Raw genomic sequence first — 16,306 nt, 5'->3', positions numbered from 1 at the left:
CTACAAGCAGAATCAACCTAAGATTGTTGGTGTTTAGAAATGCACCAACATCTCTGATTATAACCAATGCTTATTAGATGTTCGGCAGTCTATATACTTTAAGCGAAGACTAACTTCTCGTTTTCAGACTGAACCCACTGGTCGAGTTGCTCCAGTGTTAATGTCTCACTTTGGATTTTTTCTCTCAAGTAGCTTCTTGCAGAAAGTACCCCTTCTTTTTTCAAGATCTCCATTGCCACCATGAACACCTTAACCACCCTTTTTGCCCACTGCTGTATTGTTTTAGACTTTACTTGGACATCACTTAAGTAGATTAATAATGATGCCGCCGTCCGGTCGATTTCATCATCTTCCACCGTTGAAACTGACATTGGAATATTTAAAGACGCTACATTCCAGCTACAGTTATATTCTCCATTGTCTTTAGACTGGATGACATCTGCACCAAGTAGGCGACCCAACCCACAAAGACCCAAACTGACTTCCATTGCATCATTCGAGTAAATTAGATTCATGATCGAATTGCATTCTTTATCGAATAGATCCCTACAATCTCCGTATAACTGCAGATTTCTGATCATGCCTACAATTTGTTTCTCTTCTGCTTTCAACACTCTATCTCTGGAGTGCAAAGTCGATGGCGAGAATGCTATGTCATTTTCAGCACTTCCATTTATCATTACTTCAAGGGTATTCAACTGATAGTGATACCATGCCAGAGAACCGGAAAATTTCGGTATGGCTTCTACTTTCTTAATAAGCGCCTCTATTTTATTTTTAGCAGAATGGTAATTGTTTTGTCTCAACGCTTCCATGTAACCGACTTCGAGCTCAGCAATTTCAGTTCTCATTAGATTATCTGATTTATGTGTGGAAAGTTTTTGTTCTTTGAGCTCTGATTGTGTCTGTTCGATAAATCGCTCTGCAGGTCGCCACACCTTGCCCTGTTCAACGAACGCACTAATATTAGACAACCAAACTTCCTGTGTCACTGACGCTGTAACTTGGGCATAAGCTAACAGTAATTCCGAATAGATATCTGCAGGCATCTGGTTAAGACAAGTTTGGCTGTTCAAGAAATTGCGGGCGCTGTTATCAAGAACCATGATAGAACAGTACTTTTTAGATTGCGCTTGCTTAAGTTGGCGCGTCCATTGCTTTGCGAAAGTACCTTCAAATTCAGTCGTCGTATTCAATTGGTCTACTACGAAGCGTTCAGAAGCACGAGGGAGCACCGGTGCATCTAGATAGATATGGAGCTCCGCTTCTGGCAGACGCTCTTGCTTTTCAGTACCACTACGAACTAACTTGATCTTTCGTAACGAAATGCTTGCGCTCTGTTCTGAATTGATATCGGCACCTTTATGTATATTATAATTAGACAGATTGGGTTCCAGATGATTTATAAAATAATCATTCGAATGGGTCGTAAGGTAATGAATATGTACTGTGTGATGAAGCCGTATTGTATCAACAATTGTTTGTGTCAAAGCCTCACCTTTGAAATGATCTTGCGGGAACAAAAATAGTCGGCGGCCGTCTGTGCTGGATAAGTGCTTCTTACGCAGTTTTAAATATTCCAAGGACTCTACCCCGAAATTTTGTTCAATTGTGCCCGCCTCTAACCCAGAAGACAAATAGATCCGCTCTCTGGCGTTAGAAAATGCTCGATTGCTTTGGGCAGGTATGCGGAAAGGTTCTATTGTAATGAGATCTCTATCTATATAAATATCACACAACAGCAGCATTTGCTTTATCCTCATCCAGCTTTTAGCCAACCCGGAATGCTTTTCAATGCCGGTATCAATGATATGACTCAATTCGTCTATCTTTTCATGCCATTGTGCTCGTGGAATTATATTAGTGCTAGATGCATTTATGTGAGTATCACCGGTATCTAAAACCGAGTTTTCCGTACACTGATTCAGAAAACGGAGGAGTTCATTGTGCAGATTTTCAGTAGCTACGTCCGACACACTAATTCGTAAACTCCACAAACGATACATTTCCTCTTCTATGGATTCAAGATCGTCAAAAATGAGGATATCCGCATGAGGAATTGTGCTACTACCATCGAACAGCATTTCGTAAGTCGTCACAGCAATGCTTTTCCCTCTAATATAATGGGCTAGCTTTTGAGAATCAATGTCTTCCTCATCTATAAACAACATTGCTTCGATGCCATAGATATCTAAGGATGCTTTGAGATTTTCAGCGGATGCTACTGTTCTACAACAATACATCACACTACTTTGTTTGACTTCATTTTTATATTCACCAATCACACCACCAATGAGCGTAATATCGGTTTTTTTAGTCATATTGACTACAATGTCTTTAAAGCTGTTGCCCACTTCCATATACTCTTCTAGAATATTTCTTTTTTCTCTCGTTAATTTTGTATATCTCTTTTTTTCTTTTAAAAAATCTAATGGTTTTTTTGAGTGATTCAGAGTTGTTCTCGGGATAAAAAACGACATCCACTAATCTCCTTTTCTAGCTGATCTATGTTTATGTTGGACGCTAAGAGATAAGCATAAGGGTCTCTTAACTACAAAATTTAGATGGTTCAACATACTATTAACTAGTATAAAGTAAATCGAACTCTTTTTGTATGACTTGACTAATTTTATTAATTTAATCCAATATTTAACACACTTTCTATTGTGTTGAAAATATTTGATATTTAATTAAGCTTAACTGTTATACTATGTAATCTAACGTCATTACTGAATATTTAAACTAAACGAGGTGAGAAGTTATGAATATCGTTAATCATTTTGAACACTTGAACATTGTGAGTGGCGAGCTTCTAGAGAAGGGCTGGTCAAGCGATACAAAATATATTTTGAAAGATAACCACCATAAGAAATACTTAGTTCGTCTAAGAACGAGTGACCAAATGGATAAAGTTAAAATGGAGTATCAGCTTATGAAGCAGTGTCATGAAGTGGGGATTGCGACCCAAAAGCCTATCGAGTATGGGGTTTACGGCGAACAAAGTTATTTATTGTTAACATGTATTGAAGGCATCGAGGCCTCAGAAATGTTGCCCAAACTGACAAATGAACAGCAGTATGCCCTCGGCGTTCAAGCAGGGCAATACTTAAGACGGATCCATGCACTGCCAAGCAATCAGAAAACAGCGCCATGGGACGAGAAGTTCAACCGAAAGATTGACAATAAGATTCGGATGTACGAGCAATGTGACTACAAATATGATAAAGGACACCTATTCCTTAATTACATCGAAAATCATCGACATCTCCTTGATAACAGGGCACAAGTGCCACACCACGGAGATTTCCATTGTGGCAACATGGTCATTAATGAGGAACTGAAACTCCATATTATCGACTTCAACCGCTGTGACATTGGTGAACCTTGGGAGGAGTTCAACCGAATTGTCTGGTGTGCTGGTCAGAGTTCCCAGTTTGCTTCGGGACGGATAGATGGCTATTTCGATGGAGATGTGCCTCATGACTTCTGGCAGCTACTTCTACTGTATATTAGCACCAATACACTCTCATCCTTGCCATGGGGTGTCCAGTTTGGTGAAGATCAGATCCAACTTTTCAAAGATCAAGCGGCAGAGATTCTCGATTGGTATGATGATTTAAATACCGTGATTCCAAATTGGTATTGCTTAAAGTAGAGTTAGTTCTTCAAAAGTAAAATGCCAGACCAATGGCTTCACTGGTCTGGCATTTGACGATTCTATTCGGACAGCATTTTAGGTATATCCAATTGTCCAATTCATTCGAAGAGAGTTGACTATACTTCTATCTCCATACCTGTTCTAGCAAGTGAGACGTTTTCTCCTCCAGCCGCTTCTGCTGATGCAGCTAGTTCGTCAAGATTTCCATAATGCGGAAGATGGGAAAGAATAAGTCGCTTCACTCCGGCTTTAGCAGCCAGAGTACCGACCTCGTCCGCATTCATATGTCCCATTTTCTCGCCCTCCTCACCAGCATAAAGACTGCATTCTGAGATAAGCACATCGGCATTTTCTGCGAAGCGGACGAGACTCTTGCGATAACTCGTATCGGCAGTATATACGAGCACCTTACCGTCATCATCGGTGATTTTCATGGCAAATGTCTCAACGGTATGGGCATTTTTGTGAAATTCAATCGAGAATGGTCCAATTTCGAACTTACTGTTCTCATCATATGAACGAAACAGATTTTGTCTGGACCTATTCACTTGGGCCGAGACATCTTTATCGAAGGGACCATAGAAGTTGAGTGTCTTTTCTACCTTACCAAGTTGCGCACTGATTTTACGGCCGAAGAGAAATGCACCGATATCGACTGAATGATCATAATGGTAATGTGAAAGGAGAATGTGATGCAGATCATTTAAATCGACGTAGTTCTGTACATGAGCGGCCACACCACTCCCCGCGTCAAGCAGAATCGGGAACCCGTCCTGCTTGATCAGATAGCCTGAGGTCGGTTCACTCTTTTTCGGGAAGCCGCCCCACATACCAACGATTGTGCATTTCATAGTAAACCCTCCGATTCTTCAATACGATACAATTGGTATCATCCACTCTACGCTGTGCCATAAATTAACTGGACAACACCGGACTGAGAGACATGTGTACTTTTTAATACTAAATCAAGGCGTTGCTCGAGCTCACCGAATAGCGCCTTGCCACTACCAAGAACGACCGGATGTATCGACAGACGATATTCATCAATAAGTTCATAGTTAACAAAAGCAGAAATCAGTTCGGCACCCCCATACAGCCAGAGATCTTTACCGGGCTGTGCTTTTATACGATCAATCACTTGAGGGATGCTGTCATTGACATAGATGACGTTATCATGGGAATTGTCATGTGTCCTTGAAAACACGTATTTCTCTTTGGTCTCCATCAGCTGCCATAAAACCTGCTCCTCTTTATTCGTATTTGCAGTGGGTTTGAGAGACTCCGAGAGCTCATAACTTTTTCTACCATAAAGAATCGTATCAATTGACGCTAGGAAGGCGGTGAAGTCCATATCCGGATCCATAATACACCAATCAATTTCCCCTTGTGGCCCTTCTATAAATCCATCGAGTGTGACAGCAAGATCAAGCACCACTCTGCGTTTCTCATTTGCCATATTTGAAACTCCCTTCGCTATCAGTTGAGTATTCCGATGGTATAAAATAGCTAAACACTACCCGCCGATGACGAAATTACGGTTCATTCTCTCTAATGTACCAAGGATGCTGATGGCAGCGAGATAACTTGTGTTGTGGTTCTCAGGCAAGGGCTCGTTCTCTATTGTAAACGATGCCCGGCCAAACGCGCCTTTCACTTCAATCTGGTGGGTATTTCTATCCGTACTTGGATCAGCGATAAGCGTAACATGGGTGCGCTCCATACCGATACCGGCCATTGCCAGTATGATGGCAACGTTCATATTCTTTGGAAAATGCTTTATCGCATCGATTGCTTTGCCTTCAAACACTGCCTTCTCTGATGCCACTGTTTCATAGGTTAATGCAACAGCCGGTTTCCGGGTCGTCAGCGTGACACTTTCGAGCTCGCCATGGGACTGCACATTCTGAATCAGGTCAAGGCCGCCAATTGCTCCAGATGGCAGGTGCAACGTCCTACCATTCGTTTTCGCAATTTGCATCAACTCTGCTACAAATTCGCCCTCTGCTAACGCACCAACACTAATCAACATAGCGTCTTTCTTACGCATCACTTCTGGCAACACTGACTTTGCCACCTCAACGTTTGCTGCCTCGACGACAATGTCTACATCAGAATCGAGGAAATATCCGAGATCAGTATGAAGGCTAATACCGTATTCACCTTCTAAATGCTGATACTTCTCCTTATCTCTGACGAGCACACTATTTATCCTCAGGTTTTCGTGCGCATCGTGATTAATGCGCTCCAGCATTGTATTAGCGATTGCCCCTGCGCCGATGATTCCAATATTCATGATTTCGTCCCCCTATTTTTGTCCATTTCATTCTTACTTTACCCGAACTATGTAGAGCCAATCCCTACGCTTCGGACTTGTTACTCTCGTTTTACAGCTGTGTTATTAAACTGCAATAAAAATGAAATGTATGGTTTTTATTATTCGGGGTATAAACTTTAAATAATTTCGGAACTGTTGAGAGGTCATTTTATGTCACAACGCAGAAGATTTACTGAACTCGATTCATTACGCGGGCTGGCAGCATTGGTTGTCGTCTTTTATCACTATACCGTCTACTACGATGAAAAATTCGGTCACGCCGAGTGGGGAAAGATTGATCTATTCACTTTTGGCCATTATGGCGTCCAGCTTTTCTTCATCATCAGTGGCTTCGTCATCTATATGTCTTTGATGAATGTAAAATCCGTATCCGATTTCGCTATCAAACGCTCCATCAGACTCTATCCAGCATACATGTTCGCTGTCGCACTGACGTTCCTGATCGTCTCATTCGCTTCTGCTGAATCACTTCGGACGACATTCCCAGAGGCGATGGTCAATCTCACTATGCTACAGGATTTCATACCTACAGTGAAAAATGTCGATGGCGTCTACTGGACGCTAAGAGTTGAACTGACTTTCTACGTCATCATGGCGCTGCTTCTGGCCATCGGTGTCGTGAAAAACACCATGGCGATCGCTAGCACCTGGCTTGCTGTGTCTGCTTTCATTCAAATGATGAATGCTGTACTGGCGACTGACCTCACTGCACTGATCGAAAAGTATTCGATGGCCAACTATAGCCAGATGTTCATCATCGGCATGATGTTCTACTGTATCTGGCAGCATGGTCGTCATAGCCGGTATTACGTACTGATCACACTCGCCATCGGCTATGACTTCATCTTTGAAGGGGTCACGAACGGCGTATTCTCCATCCTATTCGTAGTCCTGTTTCAGCTGGTGCTGCTTGGTAGGATGCAGTGGTTGAATACACGAATATTAGTATTCTTTGGAACGATTTCCTATCCACTCTATCTGGTCCATCAAAATATCGGCTATGTCATCATTTATAAAATGCAATCCGCAGGGTTCGTCAACATCACTTACATTCTCGTACCGTTCCTAGTCAGCATTCTAATCGCCTACGGCATCCACCAGTACATCGAGAAACCGAGCCAGAGTGTGTTGCTTAGCATGTATAAAGAGAGACGGGATAAAGTACCAGCGAAAGTAAGACTTAAACGTTAACAATACACAAAACCTAAAAAGGATGTTACCCGAAAACTAAATGGGTAACATCCTTTCTATTCATCGCTTTAAGACAGCATACATTTAAAGGCCTTTAGGCTATGACAGTGCCTCAAAGCTCGACACTTAGGAAACGTCTAGGACATTTCAGTTGATACTGTAGACTTCAGCTCTGATCCATTCGATTCTATAACAGACCTGTACCAATCAAAAGATGCCTTTTTGCTTCGTTTCATTGTGCCGTTTCCTTCATTATCCCGATCGACATGGATCATACCATACCGCTTCTTCATTTCACCTGTAGTAAATGACACGATATCCATCACACCCCATGGCGTATAGCCGATAAGTTCAACACCATCATAATTCACAGCTTTCTCCATCTCTTCAATATGTGCACTCAAGTACTCGATACGTGCATCATCTTGGATGGTTCCGTCTGCTTGGACATGGTCTACGGCACCGAAGCCATTTTCCACGACGAATAGCGGAATCTGATAGCGGTCGTATAGGCGATTCAGAGCATAGCGTAGCCCAACCGGATCAATTGCCCAACCCCAGTCACTGGACTTGATGAATGGATTATCCACACCGTGCGGAAGGCCGCCGTTTACAATGTCGCCTTTATTGTCGGCAATGACCTGGCTATCTACTGTAGTAGACATATAATAACTGAATCCAAGATAGTCGACAATGCCGTTTCTCAGTATTTCGTCATCTCCTTCAAGGATTGGTATGTTCAACCCTTCCCGCTCGAATTCTTTGAGAGTATATTTAGGATATTCTCCACGAACATGAACGTCTGGGAAGAAATAACGATGTCTCATATATTCTTCTGCAAGCATGACATCATCCGGTCTCGAAGACCTTGGATAGATTGGCACGTGTGAAACCATACCACCAATCTGGAACTCTGGATTGATTTCTTTACCTTTTGCTACAGCCAACGCACTGGCTAAAAGTTCATGGTGTCCTGCCGTATACATCACTTCTTTAGGATTCTCACCTGCTTCTACACTCACACCGGAATTTGTCCAGAGGAAGATTGGATTACTGTAGTCCATCTTATTGTTGATTTCATTGAATGTCATCCAGTATTTCACTTTATCTTTATATCTCTCAAAGACAGTTTCAGCAAATTTCACAAAGAAATCGACTGTCTCTCTACTTTTAAACCCGCCGTATTCTCTTGCGATATAAAGGGGCATTTCAAAGTGAGAAAGTGTAATGACAGGGTCTATATCATGTTCGATTAATTCATCAAATAGATCATCATAGAATTGCAACCCGGCTTCGTTTGGTTCGGATTCATTTCCTTTAGGAAATATCCTCGACCAAGCGATGGATGTCCGTAGGCACTGTAATCCCATTTCTGCAAAAAGTTTTACATCATTCTTATAATTATTGTAGAAATCAACTGCTTCATGATTCGGATAGAACTTGTCAGATTCAACGGTTTCTGTAATCTCTCTTGGCACACCGTGTGCCCCTGCAGTCATCACATCTACAACGCTCGGCCCTTTTCCATCTTGGTCCCAGCCACCTTCGAATTGATGGGCAGCAAATGCGCCACCCCATTTAAAACCTTCTGGAAATTTACTCATGTTATTCCTCCTATTTTACGATTGTCATTATTACTTTATCGGTTGAAATTGTTTCTGATAGTACAATATCTGCATACTCTTTTGTGTTTGTGATGATTACCGGAATGATAGATTTCAATCCTTTTTGTTCAATCATTTGTTTATCAAAAGCCATCAATAGGTCCCCTGCTTGGACATGCTCCCCGACCGATACTTCTATGGTGAATGGTTTGCCGTCCAGTTCCACTGTATCAAGCCCTACATGAATCAATACTTCCACTCCACCTGTTGACTTAAGTCCGATGGCATGTTTGCTCGGTGCGACAAATGTCACTTCCCCTTCAAATGGAGCCGTAACTCTGTCGTCCTCTGGCTCAATCGCTATGCCTTTGCCCATAGCACCAGAAGCAAATACTTGATCTGGAACGTCTTCAAGTTTAACCAAACTACCTTTGACCGGGATCAATACATTTTCTTCATTCATAAATTTCTTACCTGCCGATGTAGCAGGTTCGAGGTTGCCTGTGTCATTTTGTTCCTCAACAAGCGTGTCACTTCCTGCTTGTTTGGCTGTATCGTCACCAAACCCGAATATTTGAATCAGAACGACTGGTAGAACGATGGCAATGGCCACCCCAATGAGTACACCCCATATGGACGAAGGATAATCTGGACTGATTGCGTTGACAATCGTCAGGGGACCCGGGAGTCCTGCATACGCAAAATAATATGGGTTGAAGAAGCTTGCGACGATACAGCCAATTGCACCGGAAATGCTTCCGATGATAAATGGTTTCTTGAATCTTAGCGTAATACCGTATATCGCGGGCTCTGTAATACCAAAGAGTCCAGTGATACCTGCAGAAGTTCCGACTTGCTTGATTTCTTTACGCTTCGTTTTAATGATGACGCCAAGAACCGCTCCGACCTGAGCAATAACTGCGATCGTCTGATACGCCTGGAAAGAATCCATGCCATATTGATCGTAGTTTGCGAGTACCATCGGTGTGATACCCCAGTGTACACCGAAGATGACGAAAACTTGCCAAAATGCCCCGATCAACGCACCAGCGAGTGCCGGTGCATTATTCGCAAGTACATTGTAGCCATCAGCAATCACGTTCGCTCCGGTTGCTGTGATTGGTCCGATAACCATGATTGCCAGTGGTACTGCAATAATCAGTGCAAAAAATGGCGTGAATAATGGGCGTATCGTTTCGTTCAAAGTTTTATCAAGGAATCTCTCTAGGTAAGAGAGGCCCCACACCAAAAACAATGCAGGAAGTACAGTTGATGTATATGTTGTTTCACTGAGAGCAAATCCCAAAAACGAAACCGACTCCCCTTCACCAATGCGCCCAGCCAGTTCTGTCAAAGTTGGACTCACCAACGCACCTGTCGCAGCAATAGCAATATACGTGTTCGATCTAAAGTGTTTTGAGGCTGTGATTGCGATTAAGATCGGCAAGAAGACAAAAGGCGCCCAAGAGATTAAACTGAATACTTCGTATGTGCCTGTTTCCGCGAATGCCGGAAAGACAAGGTTTATAAGAATGAGCAAACCTTGGAGAATACCGGCAGCTGCCAAAATGTAGATGAAAGGTGCAAACACAGCGGACATTGTGGCAATTACCCTATTCACGATGGTACCTTGTGGTTTCTCCCCTTCTACAGGAGTATCCGAATCAAGCCCCGTCAAGTCTAAAAATGCTTGATAGACTTCACCGACATGTTGACCGATGACAACTTGGAATTGACCTCCGCGCTCTACAACGCTAATGACACCGGGCATCTGTGAAACTAGTCTTTTAGCTTCAGGTGGATCTGTTTTTAATACAATGCGTAGTCTGGTAGCACATCTCGCAACATTAGACACATTTTCTTTGCCGCCAACTGCATCCAGAATATCTTTTGCAAGCTTAGGATAATCTCGTACCTTATCGGACATTTATACCACACCCTTTGTTTGTTTGAGTTTATTATAATTGTACCGATACAATTTATCAAGAAGAATATAATATTTCCAGATAAATTAATGTACTTTCGGTGGTATAATATAAAAGAAACTACATAGATGGCTAAATAAAGGAATGTTTCATATGAAAGATAAAATGCTCAAGTATCAAAAGATTGCAGAAGACATTGAACATTACATTGTCGATAATAAATTAAAGCAAGGGGATAAACTCCCCGTTCTTGAAGAACTTAGAAAAAATTACGAGGTCAGTAAAAGTACGATTACAAAAGCGCTCGAGCTACTCGAGATGAAAGGGATCGTCTATCAAGTAAGAGGCAGTGGTATCTTTGTTAGGCGCCACAAAAGAAAAGGTTATATTAATTTGGATGAGAACCAAGGCTTCAGGTCTGGTTTAGACGAATTTCAGCTCACTTCTGAAGTCCTTAAGCTCGAGGTAGTAAGGCCTACTGAAGAAGTAATGACCAATCTTTCGATATCTGCCGAGGAAGAAGTCTACTACGTCAAACGCTTACGTTTCATTCATGGTCAACGCTTGTGTATTGAAGAATCATACTACAAGAAATCGGTGGTGCCTTTTTTGAATGAACAAATTGTTTCGGAATCCATATTCAACTATTTACAAGAAGGGTTGAAACTTGAAATTGGCTTCTCGGATAACTTCTTTCACATTGGTAAAATTACCAAAGACGAAGCCAATTTATTGGCGCTAAAACCTGGTGATCCAGGTATGTATTACGAATCAGTCTATCACCTCACGAATGGTGAAGCATTCGATTATTCAAAGATCATCTACAACTTTCAAGAAGCACAGTTCTATCTGCAGATTAATAGCCTCACATAAAACAAAACATCCCCCTCGATACCCTGAAAAGATGAAATCGAGGGGGATATTTCAATACTAAAAGTTAAAACATTCTTATTTGCTACATCCGCAAGCTTACCTCACAAAATATTGTTTTCATGTTTAACAGAGCCTACATCGCTCAGATACTAAGAATGAGTAATCTTGTATATAATTTAAACATAATTATTGTGTGCGATGGGCACCTGTACTCTTTGCCTTTTGGTGAAAGTACTAATCGCTTCATAACCATTAATCATCAACATCTTCTGAGCCCAGTCGAGATTTGTTCCGAGGTCATCAGGATAGTGGGCGTCTGACGAGAGTGTCAAGGGCACACCGTGTGCCTGAAGTAGCTTAAGATACCGTGGACTCGGGCATGCTTCCTTTATCGGATAACGGTAGGATAGCCCTGTATTCACTTCACTTGCCACGTTATGTGCTTTAAGTGATGAAGCCACTTTTTCGTAATATGTCTCAAGCAGCCCTTCATCCGGTCTGTAAGAAAAGAGTTTCAGATTATCCAAGTGTGCGATAATATCGAATAAGCCAGATTCGATTGCTTGGCATACATAGGAGGTATGTAACTGATACAGCTCAATCAAATCTCTCTCTTTGAACACGTCTACGGTTTCCGGGTTATCGAACCCCCACCCTTCAACAAAATGAACAGAGCCGATAACATAGTCCCACGGATGGTCTGCAATCAGCGCCCTAAGTTCATCCTTTCCACCTGGAAAGAAGTCGGCCTCGAGCCCAAGTTTCAAGTTGATGCCGCGTGCTTGCCACTTCTCTTTCTGACTTTCGATGAACGAGACGAATGCTTCTAGCGAAGGCATGGTTGCCACTTGATGCAGCCACCGCTTCTGCATCTCGCCGAGTGCATCGTCTGCCATATATATGTACTTCTCGTAGTAGGATGTTGCATCATGGAAACGATACAGATGATCGACGATGCCGACTTCCTTGAGTCCGAGCTGACTGGCACGTTCCAGGTACAAATCAAGCCAAGCTTCAGAATAACATCCATCATTCACACGTGTATGAAGCCTGCTTTCGAGTGTTTCCATCCATTCGTATGAATGCGATTGGTCATCCATGAAGTAAGAAAGTGACTGACTCGTTCTGCTGAGCCACCCTGTCGAATACGGTCCCTCTTCCAGATGCACATGGTAGTCTACTTTCATTTCCATCATTCCTTAATCTCTAGTTGTCATCCATTCAACCGTTCTGAATTTTTCATTTCCCTGCCATGATGCTGGCATCGCTACTTCTGACACGACAATATCCACGTCTTCTAGTGCACCGAATTTGCAGAAGGTGTTTGTGCCAAGTTTCGACCCATCAGCCAGTACGACGACTTCTTTTGCAGCCTCAATCATTTTTTTTGAAATCATGCATTCGTCAAAGTCGAAATCACTTAATCCATTCTCAAGTGAAATACCACCGACCGAAATGAACGCCTGATCCACAGTGAACTGTTCCAGCACCATCTCAGCGACTTTGCCTGTCATCGAATATTGTCTTGGATCCAGTTGGCCGCCGAGGAGGATGACAGTGCCAGAAAAATAATCCTTGTCAATGTTCTCCATTAGTGCACCCGCTGCAAGAAACGAATTGGTCAAGATGGTGATGTTCCTCTTATCTTTTATTTCTTTGGCCAGCTGCAGTACGGTCGTGCCGACATCGAGAAGAATCGTTGAGTCGTCTTTGATTAGTGCTGCTGCACTTTTGGCAATCTTCTCCTTTTCCGTCGCCTTAACTTGCTGCCGGCTGAGAAGCGGTGGTTCCGACTGATCATTTGTCTTGATTGCCCCACCATATACTCGCTTTAAAAGCCCTTCACCTTCCAGCTCGCCAAGATCACGACGGACGGTTTCAGTAGATACAGAAAACTTTCTTGAAATCTCCGTTACTCTGACCTTCGGAGACTGTTCCAATTGATCCAAGATATATCTTTTTCTCTCTTCTGGAAATACTTCCATTGTTCATGCCCCTTTATCCCAGCTGTACACACGCTGATAATGGAATCCTCAGTTCGACTGTCTCCCCTTCTCTAAAGTCGACTCTACCCTGAAACAGGCGTTCCACCTGGATTATTTTCGTCTTCAATTGTATCTGATAATTCACGATGCTGCCATTGATGGTTCTGATCAGTACCCGACCTGTCGCTTTGAATGCGTCGTGAGTCGTCACCCTTTCATCCGTTCGATACATTTCAATACTTTCCGGGCGGATGGCGATATCGTAAAAGCCTGCTTCGTGTGCGCCTGTAATATTCTCTTTCGTTTCCTTGGCATCGAAAATATTATAGGAACCAATGAAGCTTGCAACAAACTTGTTTTTGGGACGCGTATAGATATCTTCTGGCTTGCCATGCTGTTCAATCATTCCCTGATTCATCACATATATCCGGTCGCTCATTATCATTGCTTCCTTCTGATCATGCGTGACGAATATAGTCGTGATGTTCATTTCTTTTTGTATCCTTTTAATTTCTATCTGTAACGTCTTTCTGATTTTTGCATCGAGTGCACTCAGCGGTTCATCAAGCAGAAGTATTTTCGGTTTCATGATTAATGCCCGAGCCAGTGCAACACGTTGCTGCTGTCCCCCTGAGAGTTCGTTTGGATATTTGTCTGCCATGCCCCCGAGTCCCATAGATTCCATTATTCGTCTCACTGCGTCATCATTTTTCTGCTTTTTCACCCTGAGTCCATATCCAATGTTCTCGGCTACTGTCATATTGGGGAAAAGTGCATAGGACTGAAAAACCATACCAATGTCCCGCTTTCTCGACGGGAGATGTGTGATGTTTGCGCCGTTTACTATAATGGCACCGCCGTCAACACCATCAATACCGGCAATTGCTCTGAGCAGTGTGCTCTTTCCGCACCCACTCTGTCCAAGCAATGTGACGAATTCTCCTTGCCGGATGGAGAACGATATATCATTCAGAACGGTTTTATCGCTATATTTCTTTTTCACCGAGGATACCTCTACATAACTCAATTGAAGTCACCTTCCAATCTTTTGATCTGATCCATCCCACCATGCGGCGGTGTTGCCGCAGTACCTACAGTAGCACGTCGTTTTCTTCTGCCTGGCTGTTGGAACCGAGTAAGCAGTACGGTAACGAGCATGATGATGAAATAGTATGAAATGACGATGGCACTCGTTACGTGACCATTTTTATTAAATTGCTGATAAAGATAGATTTGGAGTGTTTCGTACCTCCCGCCAACCAGCAGATTGGCAAGCGCAAAATCTCCAAAAAGCATTGCGATCGAAAGGAGCGCGGCTGCCAACACACCTTTCATCATGTTGGGGAGTACTACAGTAAGTACTGCGCCTGTCTTCGATGCACCAAGCAGTTCAGCGGCCTGGATCAATTCCTTTGCATTGATCGTATAAAGACTATTGCGTAGTCCCTGATACACAAACGGCATGGTGACAATGGCATATACACCGATAAGGATCCACGGAGTACCCGTAATGGGCACAACACTCGAAGAATAAATATTCAACAGACCAATCGCAAAAACGACACCGGGTATCCCATAAGGCATCATCGAAACCAGTTTTAGATATTTTTCCTTACTCGGAAAATGGATGGTTATGATAAAAATCGTCAGAATCATCAAGGTGAGACTCAGTACGACACCCCCAGTAATGACGAATATCGATCGGCCAAGCGCTGCTATGAAACGGCTATCCTGAAACAGTGTGCCATACCACGATAGTGTCCAGGTCTCGGGTAATACTGTCGTGCTCCACTTTCCTGCCAATGAGTACATCAATGTTCCAATCAAGGGCAGCAACAGATAGATGGCAAGTATCACGACGACGCTAATATGTTTGACTCGTCCTATCATCTCAAATCCCTCCTGACTCTGCGCATAATGCTGCCATTGAGCCATAATGCGAGCATCATGATCAATGCCAAAACAACACCGAGCGCACTCGCCAAGTTAGGTTGTAAAAAGACATCACCGGCAATCAATGAACCGATTTGAAGCGGTAGTAGATTATATGTAGATCCAAGTAGCGCGTACCCGGTGGCATATGCACCGAGTGAATTGGCAAAAAGAATCGTATAAGTGCCAATCAGGCCTGGGAATAGTATCGGAAGGGCGATATGCCGCCAGTAAGCGAGCTGGCTCCCCCCTAGCAGATTAGAAGCATACCGCCATTCATCCTTTAGCCCTTGATAGGTCGGCAGCAGCAGCATAATCGCAAATGGCACTTGGAAGTAGATATAGACAACGATTAGGCCGTTCCATGAATAGAGGTTGAAATCATAGAAGTTGTTTAACCCAAGTTGAGAAAACAGTAAAGTGAACAGCCCATTATTGCCAAGCAGTATGACAAAGGAGAATGCCAATGGAATCCCTTCGAAATAGGCAGTCATATTCGTAATCGCGACCATAATTCTGTTTCCTTTACCGGCAAGTCTCGAGATGGAATATCCACCGATGGCTGCTAAGATGATTGCCACTGTCGAAGAGATGAGAGAGATGGTCAAACTGTTCTTGATGGCTTGAAGATAGAAGGCATCGCCAAATATGGTGATATATTGCGTCAGGCCGAATATTCCGTCTTCTGCTCGGAAGCTTTGGATGATCATGTTGAGTAAAGGCAACAATAGGAAACCGACAATCAGTAGTGCGAATGGCAAAAGGCCAAGTAATGGATACAACTTATTTCTGTTCAACGACAC

At 42.9% G+C, this 16,306-nt stretch carries 14 protein-coding genes; 3 read left to right on the top strand and 11 right to left on the bottom strand.

The window, feature by feature from the left end:
• Positions 1-98 precede the first annotated feature (98 nt).
• Positions 99-2,480, bottom strand: a complete 2,382-nt coding sequence (locus tag ACFOJ8_RS13195; RefSeq protein ID WP_380655498.1) for a hypothetical protein — start codon at positions 2,478-2,480, stop codon at positions 99-101.
• Between the two features lie 281 nt (positions 2,481-2,761).
• On the opposite strand from ACFOJ8_RS13195, the gene ACFOJ8_RS13190 reads away from it, so the two are divergent.
• Positions 2,762-3,655, top strand: a complete 894-nt coding sequence (locus ACFOJ8_RS13190) for an aminoglycoside phosphotransferase family protein (RefSeq protein WP_380655501.1) — start codon at positions 2,762-2,764, stop codon at positions 3,653-3,655.
• 119 nt (positions 3,656-3,774) lie between these two features.
• On the opposite strand, the gene ACFOJ8_RS13185 is transcribed toward ACFOJ8_RS13190, so the two are convergent.
• Genes ACFOJ8_RS13185 through ACFOJ8_RS13175 form a run of 3 tightly spaced genes read right to left on the bottom strand, consistent with a single transcriptional unit; the run spans position 3,775 to position 5,951 of the window.
• On the bottom strand, positions 3,775-4,509 hold the full coding sequence (locus tag ACFOJ8_RS13185; protein WP_380655504.1) for an MBL fold metallo-hydrolase: 735 nt from the start codon (positions 4,507-4,509) through the stop codon (positions 3,775-3,777).
• A gap of 47 nt (positions 4,510-4,556) precedes the next feature.
• Positions 4,557-5,114 (bottom strand): dihydrofolate reductase family protein, encoded by a 558-nt coding sequence (locus tag ACFOJ8_RS13180; protein ID WP_380655507.1) that lies wholly within the window; start codon positions 5,112-5,114, stop codon positions 4,557-4,559.
• 57 nt (positions 5,115-5,171) lie between these two features.
• Positions 5,172-5,951: an aspartate dehydrogenase gene (locus ACFOJ8_RS13175; RefSeq protein WP_380655510.1), complete on the bottom strand. Its 780-nt coding sequence runs from the start codon at positions 5,949-5,951 to the stop codon at positions 5,172-5,174.
• A 192-nt stretch (positions 5,952-6,143) separates the two neighbouring features.
• Between ACFOJ8_RS13175 and ACFOJ8_RS13170 the strand changes: the two genes are divergently transcribed.
• Positions 6,144-7,184 carry an acyltransferase family protein gene (locus ACFOJ8_RS13170; protein ID WP_380655513.1) on the top strand — a complete coding sequence of 347 codons (1,041 nt, stop codon included), beginning with the start codon at positions 6,144-6,146 and terminating at the stop codon, positions 7,182-7,184.
• Positions 7,185-7,321: 137 nt separating this feature from the next.
• On the opposite strand, the gene ACFOJ8_RS13165 is transcribed toward ACFOJ8_RS13170, so the two are convergent.
• Both ACFOJ8_RS13165 and ACFOJ8_RS13160 read right to left on the bottom strand, forming a co-directional pair.
• Entirely contained in the window at positions 7,322-8,788 is a 1,467-nt protein-coding gene (locus ACFOJ8_RS13165; RefSeq protein WP_380655516.1) for a 6-phospho-beta-glucosidase, read from the bottom strand.
• 10 nt (positions 8,789-8,798) lie between these two features.
• On the bottom strand, positions 8,799-10,715 hold the full coding sequence (locus ACFOJ8_RS13160) for a beta-glucoside-specific PTS transporter subunit IIABC (protein ID WP_380655518.1): 1,917 nt from the start codon (positions 10,713-10,715) through the stop codon (positions 8,799-8,801).
• Positions 10,716-10,878: 163 nt separating this feature from the next.
• On the opposite strand from ACFOJ8_RS13160, the gene ACFOJ8_RS13155 reads away from it, so the two are divergent.
• The gene (locus tag ACFOJ8_RS13155; protein WP_380657107.1) at positions 10,879-11,586 is read left to right on the top strand and encodes a GntR family transcriptional regulator; all 708 of its coding nucleotides are present in this window, start codon (positions 10,879-10,881) and stop codon (positions 11,584-11,586) included.
• 176 nt (positions 11,587-11,762) lie between these two features.
• Here ACFOJ8_RS13155 and ACFOJ8_RS13150 read toward each other — a convergent pair whose 3' ends face one another.
• The 5 genes from ACFOJ8_RS13150 to ACFOJ8_RS13130 are packed head-to-tail and all read right to left on the bottom strand — an operon-like array spanning position 11,763 to position 16,306.
• Entirely contained in the window at positions 11,763-12,773 is a 1,011-nt protein-coding gene (locus ACFOJ8_RS13150; RefSeq protein ID WP_380657110.1) for a histidinol phosphate phosphatase domain-containing protein, read from the bottom strand.
• Positions 12,774-12,785: 12 nt separating this feature from the next.
• Positions 12,786-13,571, bottom strand: a complete 786-nt coding sequence (locus ACFOJ8_RS13145; protein ID WP_380655521.1) for a DeoR/GlpR family DNA-binding transcription regulator — start codon at positions 13,569-13,571, stop codon at positions 12,786-12,788.
• 13 nt (positions 13,572-13,584) lie between these two features.
• Positions 13,585-14,574, bottom strand: coding sequence for an ABC transporter ATP-binding protein (locus ACFOJ8_RS13140; RefSeq protein WP_380655523.1), 990 nt, complete (start codon positions 14,572-14,574; stop codon positions 13,585-13,587).
• Between the two features lie 20 nt (positions 14,575-14,594).
• A complete protein-coding gene (locus ACFOJ8_RS13135) occupies positions 14,595-15,461 on the bottom strand; it encodes an ABC transporter permease (protein WP_380655526.1) in 867 nt (288 codons plus the stop codon).
• On the bottom strand, positions 15,458-16,306 hold the full coding sequence (locus ACFOJ8_RS13130) for an ABC transporter permease (RefSeq protein ID WP_380655529.1): 849 nt from the start codon (positions 16,304-16,306) through the stop codon (positions 15,458-15,460). Before ACFOJ8_RS13130 ends, ACFOJ8_RS13135 begins: the two co-directional genes overlap by 4 nt.

The sequence above is a fragment of the Salinicoccus sesuvii genome (assembly GCF_042648145.1).
GTDB classification, from domain to species: domain Bacteria; phylum Bacillota; class Bacilli; order Staphylococcales; family Salinicoccaceae; genus Salinicoccus; species Salinicoccus sesuvii.
The sequence above is the reverse complement of the archived record's forward strand: the minus strand, read 5'-3'. Positions and strand labels throughout refer to the sequence as shown.

Coding starts and splice junctions, on each gene's coding strand:
- ACFOJ8_RS13145 (WP_380655521.1), bottom strand. CDS start 13,571: ATGGAAGTATTTCCAGAAGAGAGAAAAAGATATATCTTGGATCAATTG.
- ACFOJ8_RS13180 (WP_380655507.1), bottom strand. CDS start 5,114: ATGGCAAATGAGAAACGCAGAGTGGTGCTTGATCTTGCTGTCACACTC.
- ACFOJ8_RS13135 (WP_380655526.1), bottom strand. CDS start 15,461: ATGATAGGACGAGTCAAACATATTAGCGTCGTCGTGATACTTGCCATC.
- ACFOJ8_RS13175 (WP_380655510.1), bottom strand. CDS start 5,951: ATGAATATTGGAATCATCGGCGCAGGGGCAATCGCTAATACAATGCTG.
- ACFOJ8_RS13170 (WP_380655513.1), top strand. CDS start 6,144: ATGTCACAACGCAGAAGATTTACTGAACTCGATTCATTACGCGGGCTG.
- ACFOJ8_RS13155 (WP_380657107.1), top strand. CDS start 10,879: ATGCTCAAGTATCAAAAGATTGCAGAAGACATTGAACATTACATTGTC.
- ACFOJ8_RS13165 (WP_380655516.1), bottom strand. CDS start 8,788: ATGAGTAAATTTCCAGAAGGTTTTAAATGGGGTGGCGCATTTGCTGCC.
- ACFOJ8_RS13160 (WP_380655518.1), bottom strand. CDS start 10,715: ATGTCCGATAAGGTACGAGATTATCCTAAGCTTGCAAAAGATATTCTG.
- ACFOJ8_RS13185 (WP_380655504.1), bottom strand. CDS start 4,509: ATGAAATGCACAATCGTTGGTATGTGGGGCGGCTTCCCGAAAAAGAGT.
- ACFOJ8_RS13195 (WP_380655498.1), bottom strand. CDS start 2,480: ATGTCGTTTTTTATCCCGAGAACAACTCTGAATCACTCAAAAAAACCA.
- ACFOJ8_RS13150 (WP_380657110.1), bottom strand. CDS start 12,773: ATGAAAGTAGACTACCATGTGCATCTGGAAGAGGGACCGTATTCGACA.
- ACFOJ8_RS13190 (WP_380655501.1), top strand. CDS start 2,762: ATGAATATCGTTAATCATTTTGAACACTTGAACATTGTGAGTGGCGAG.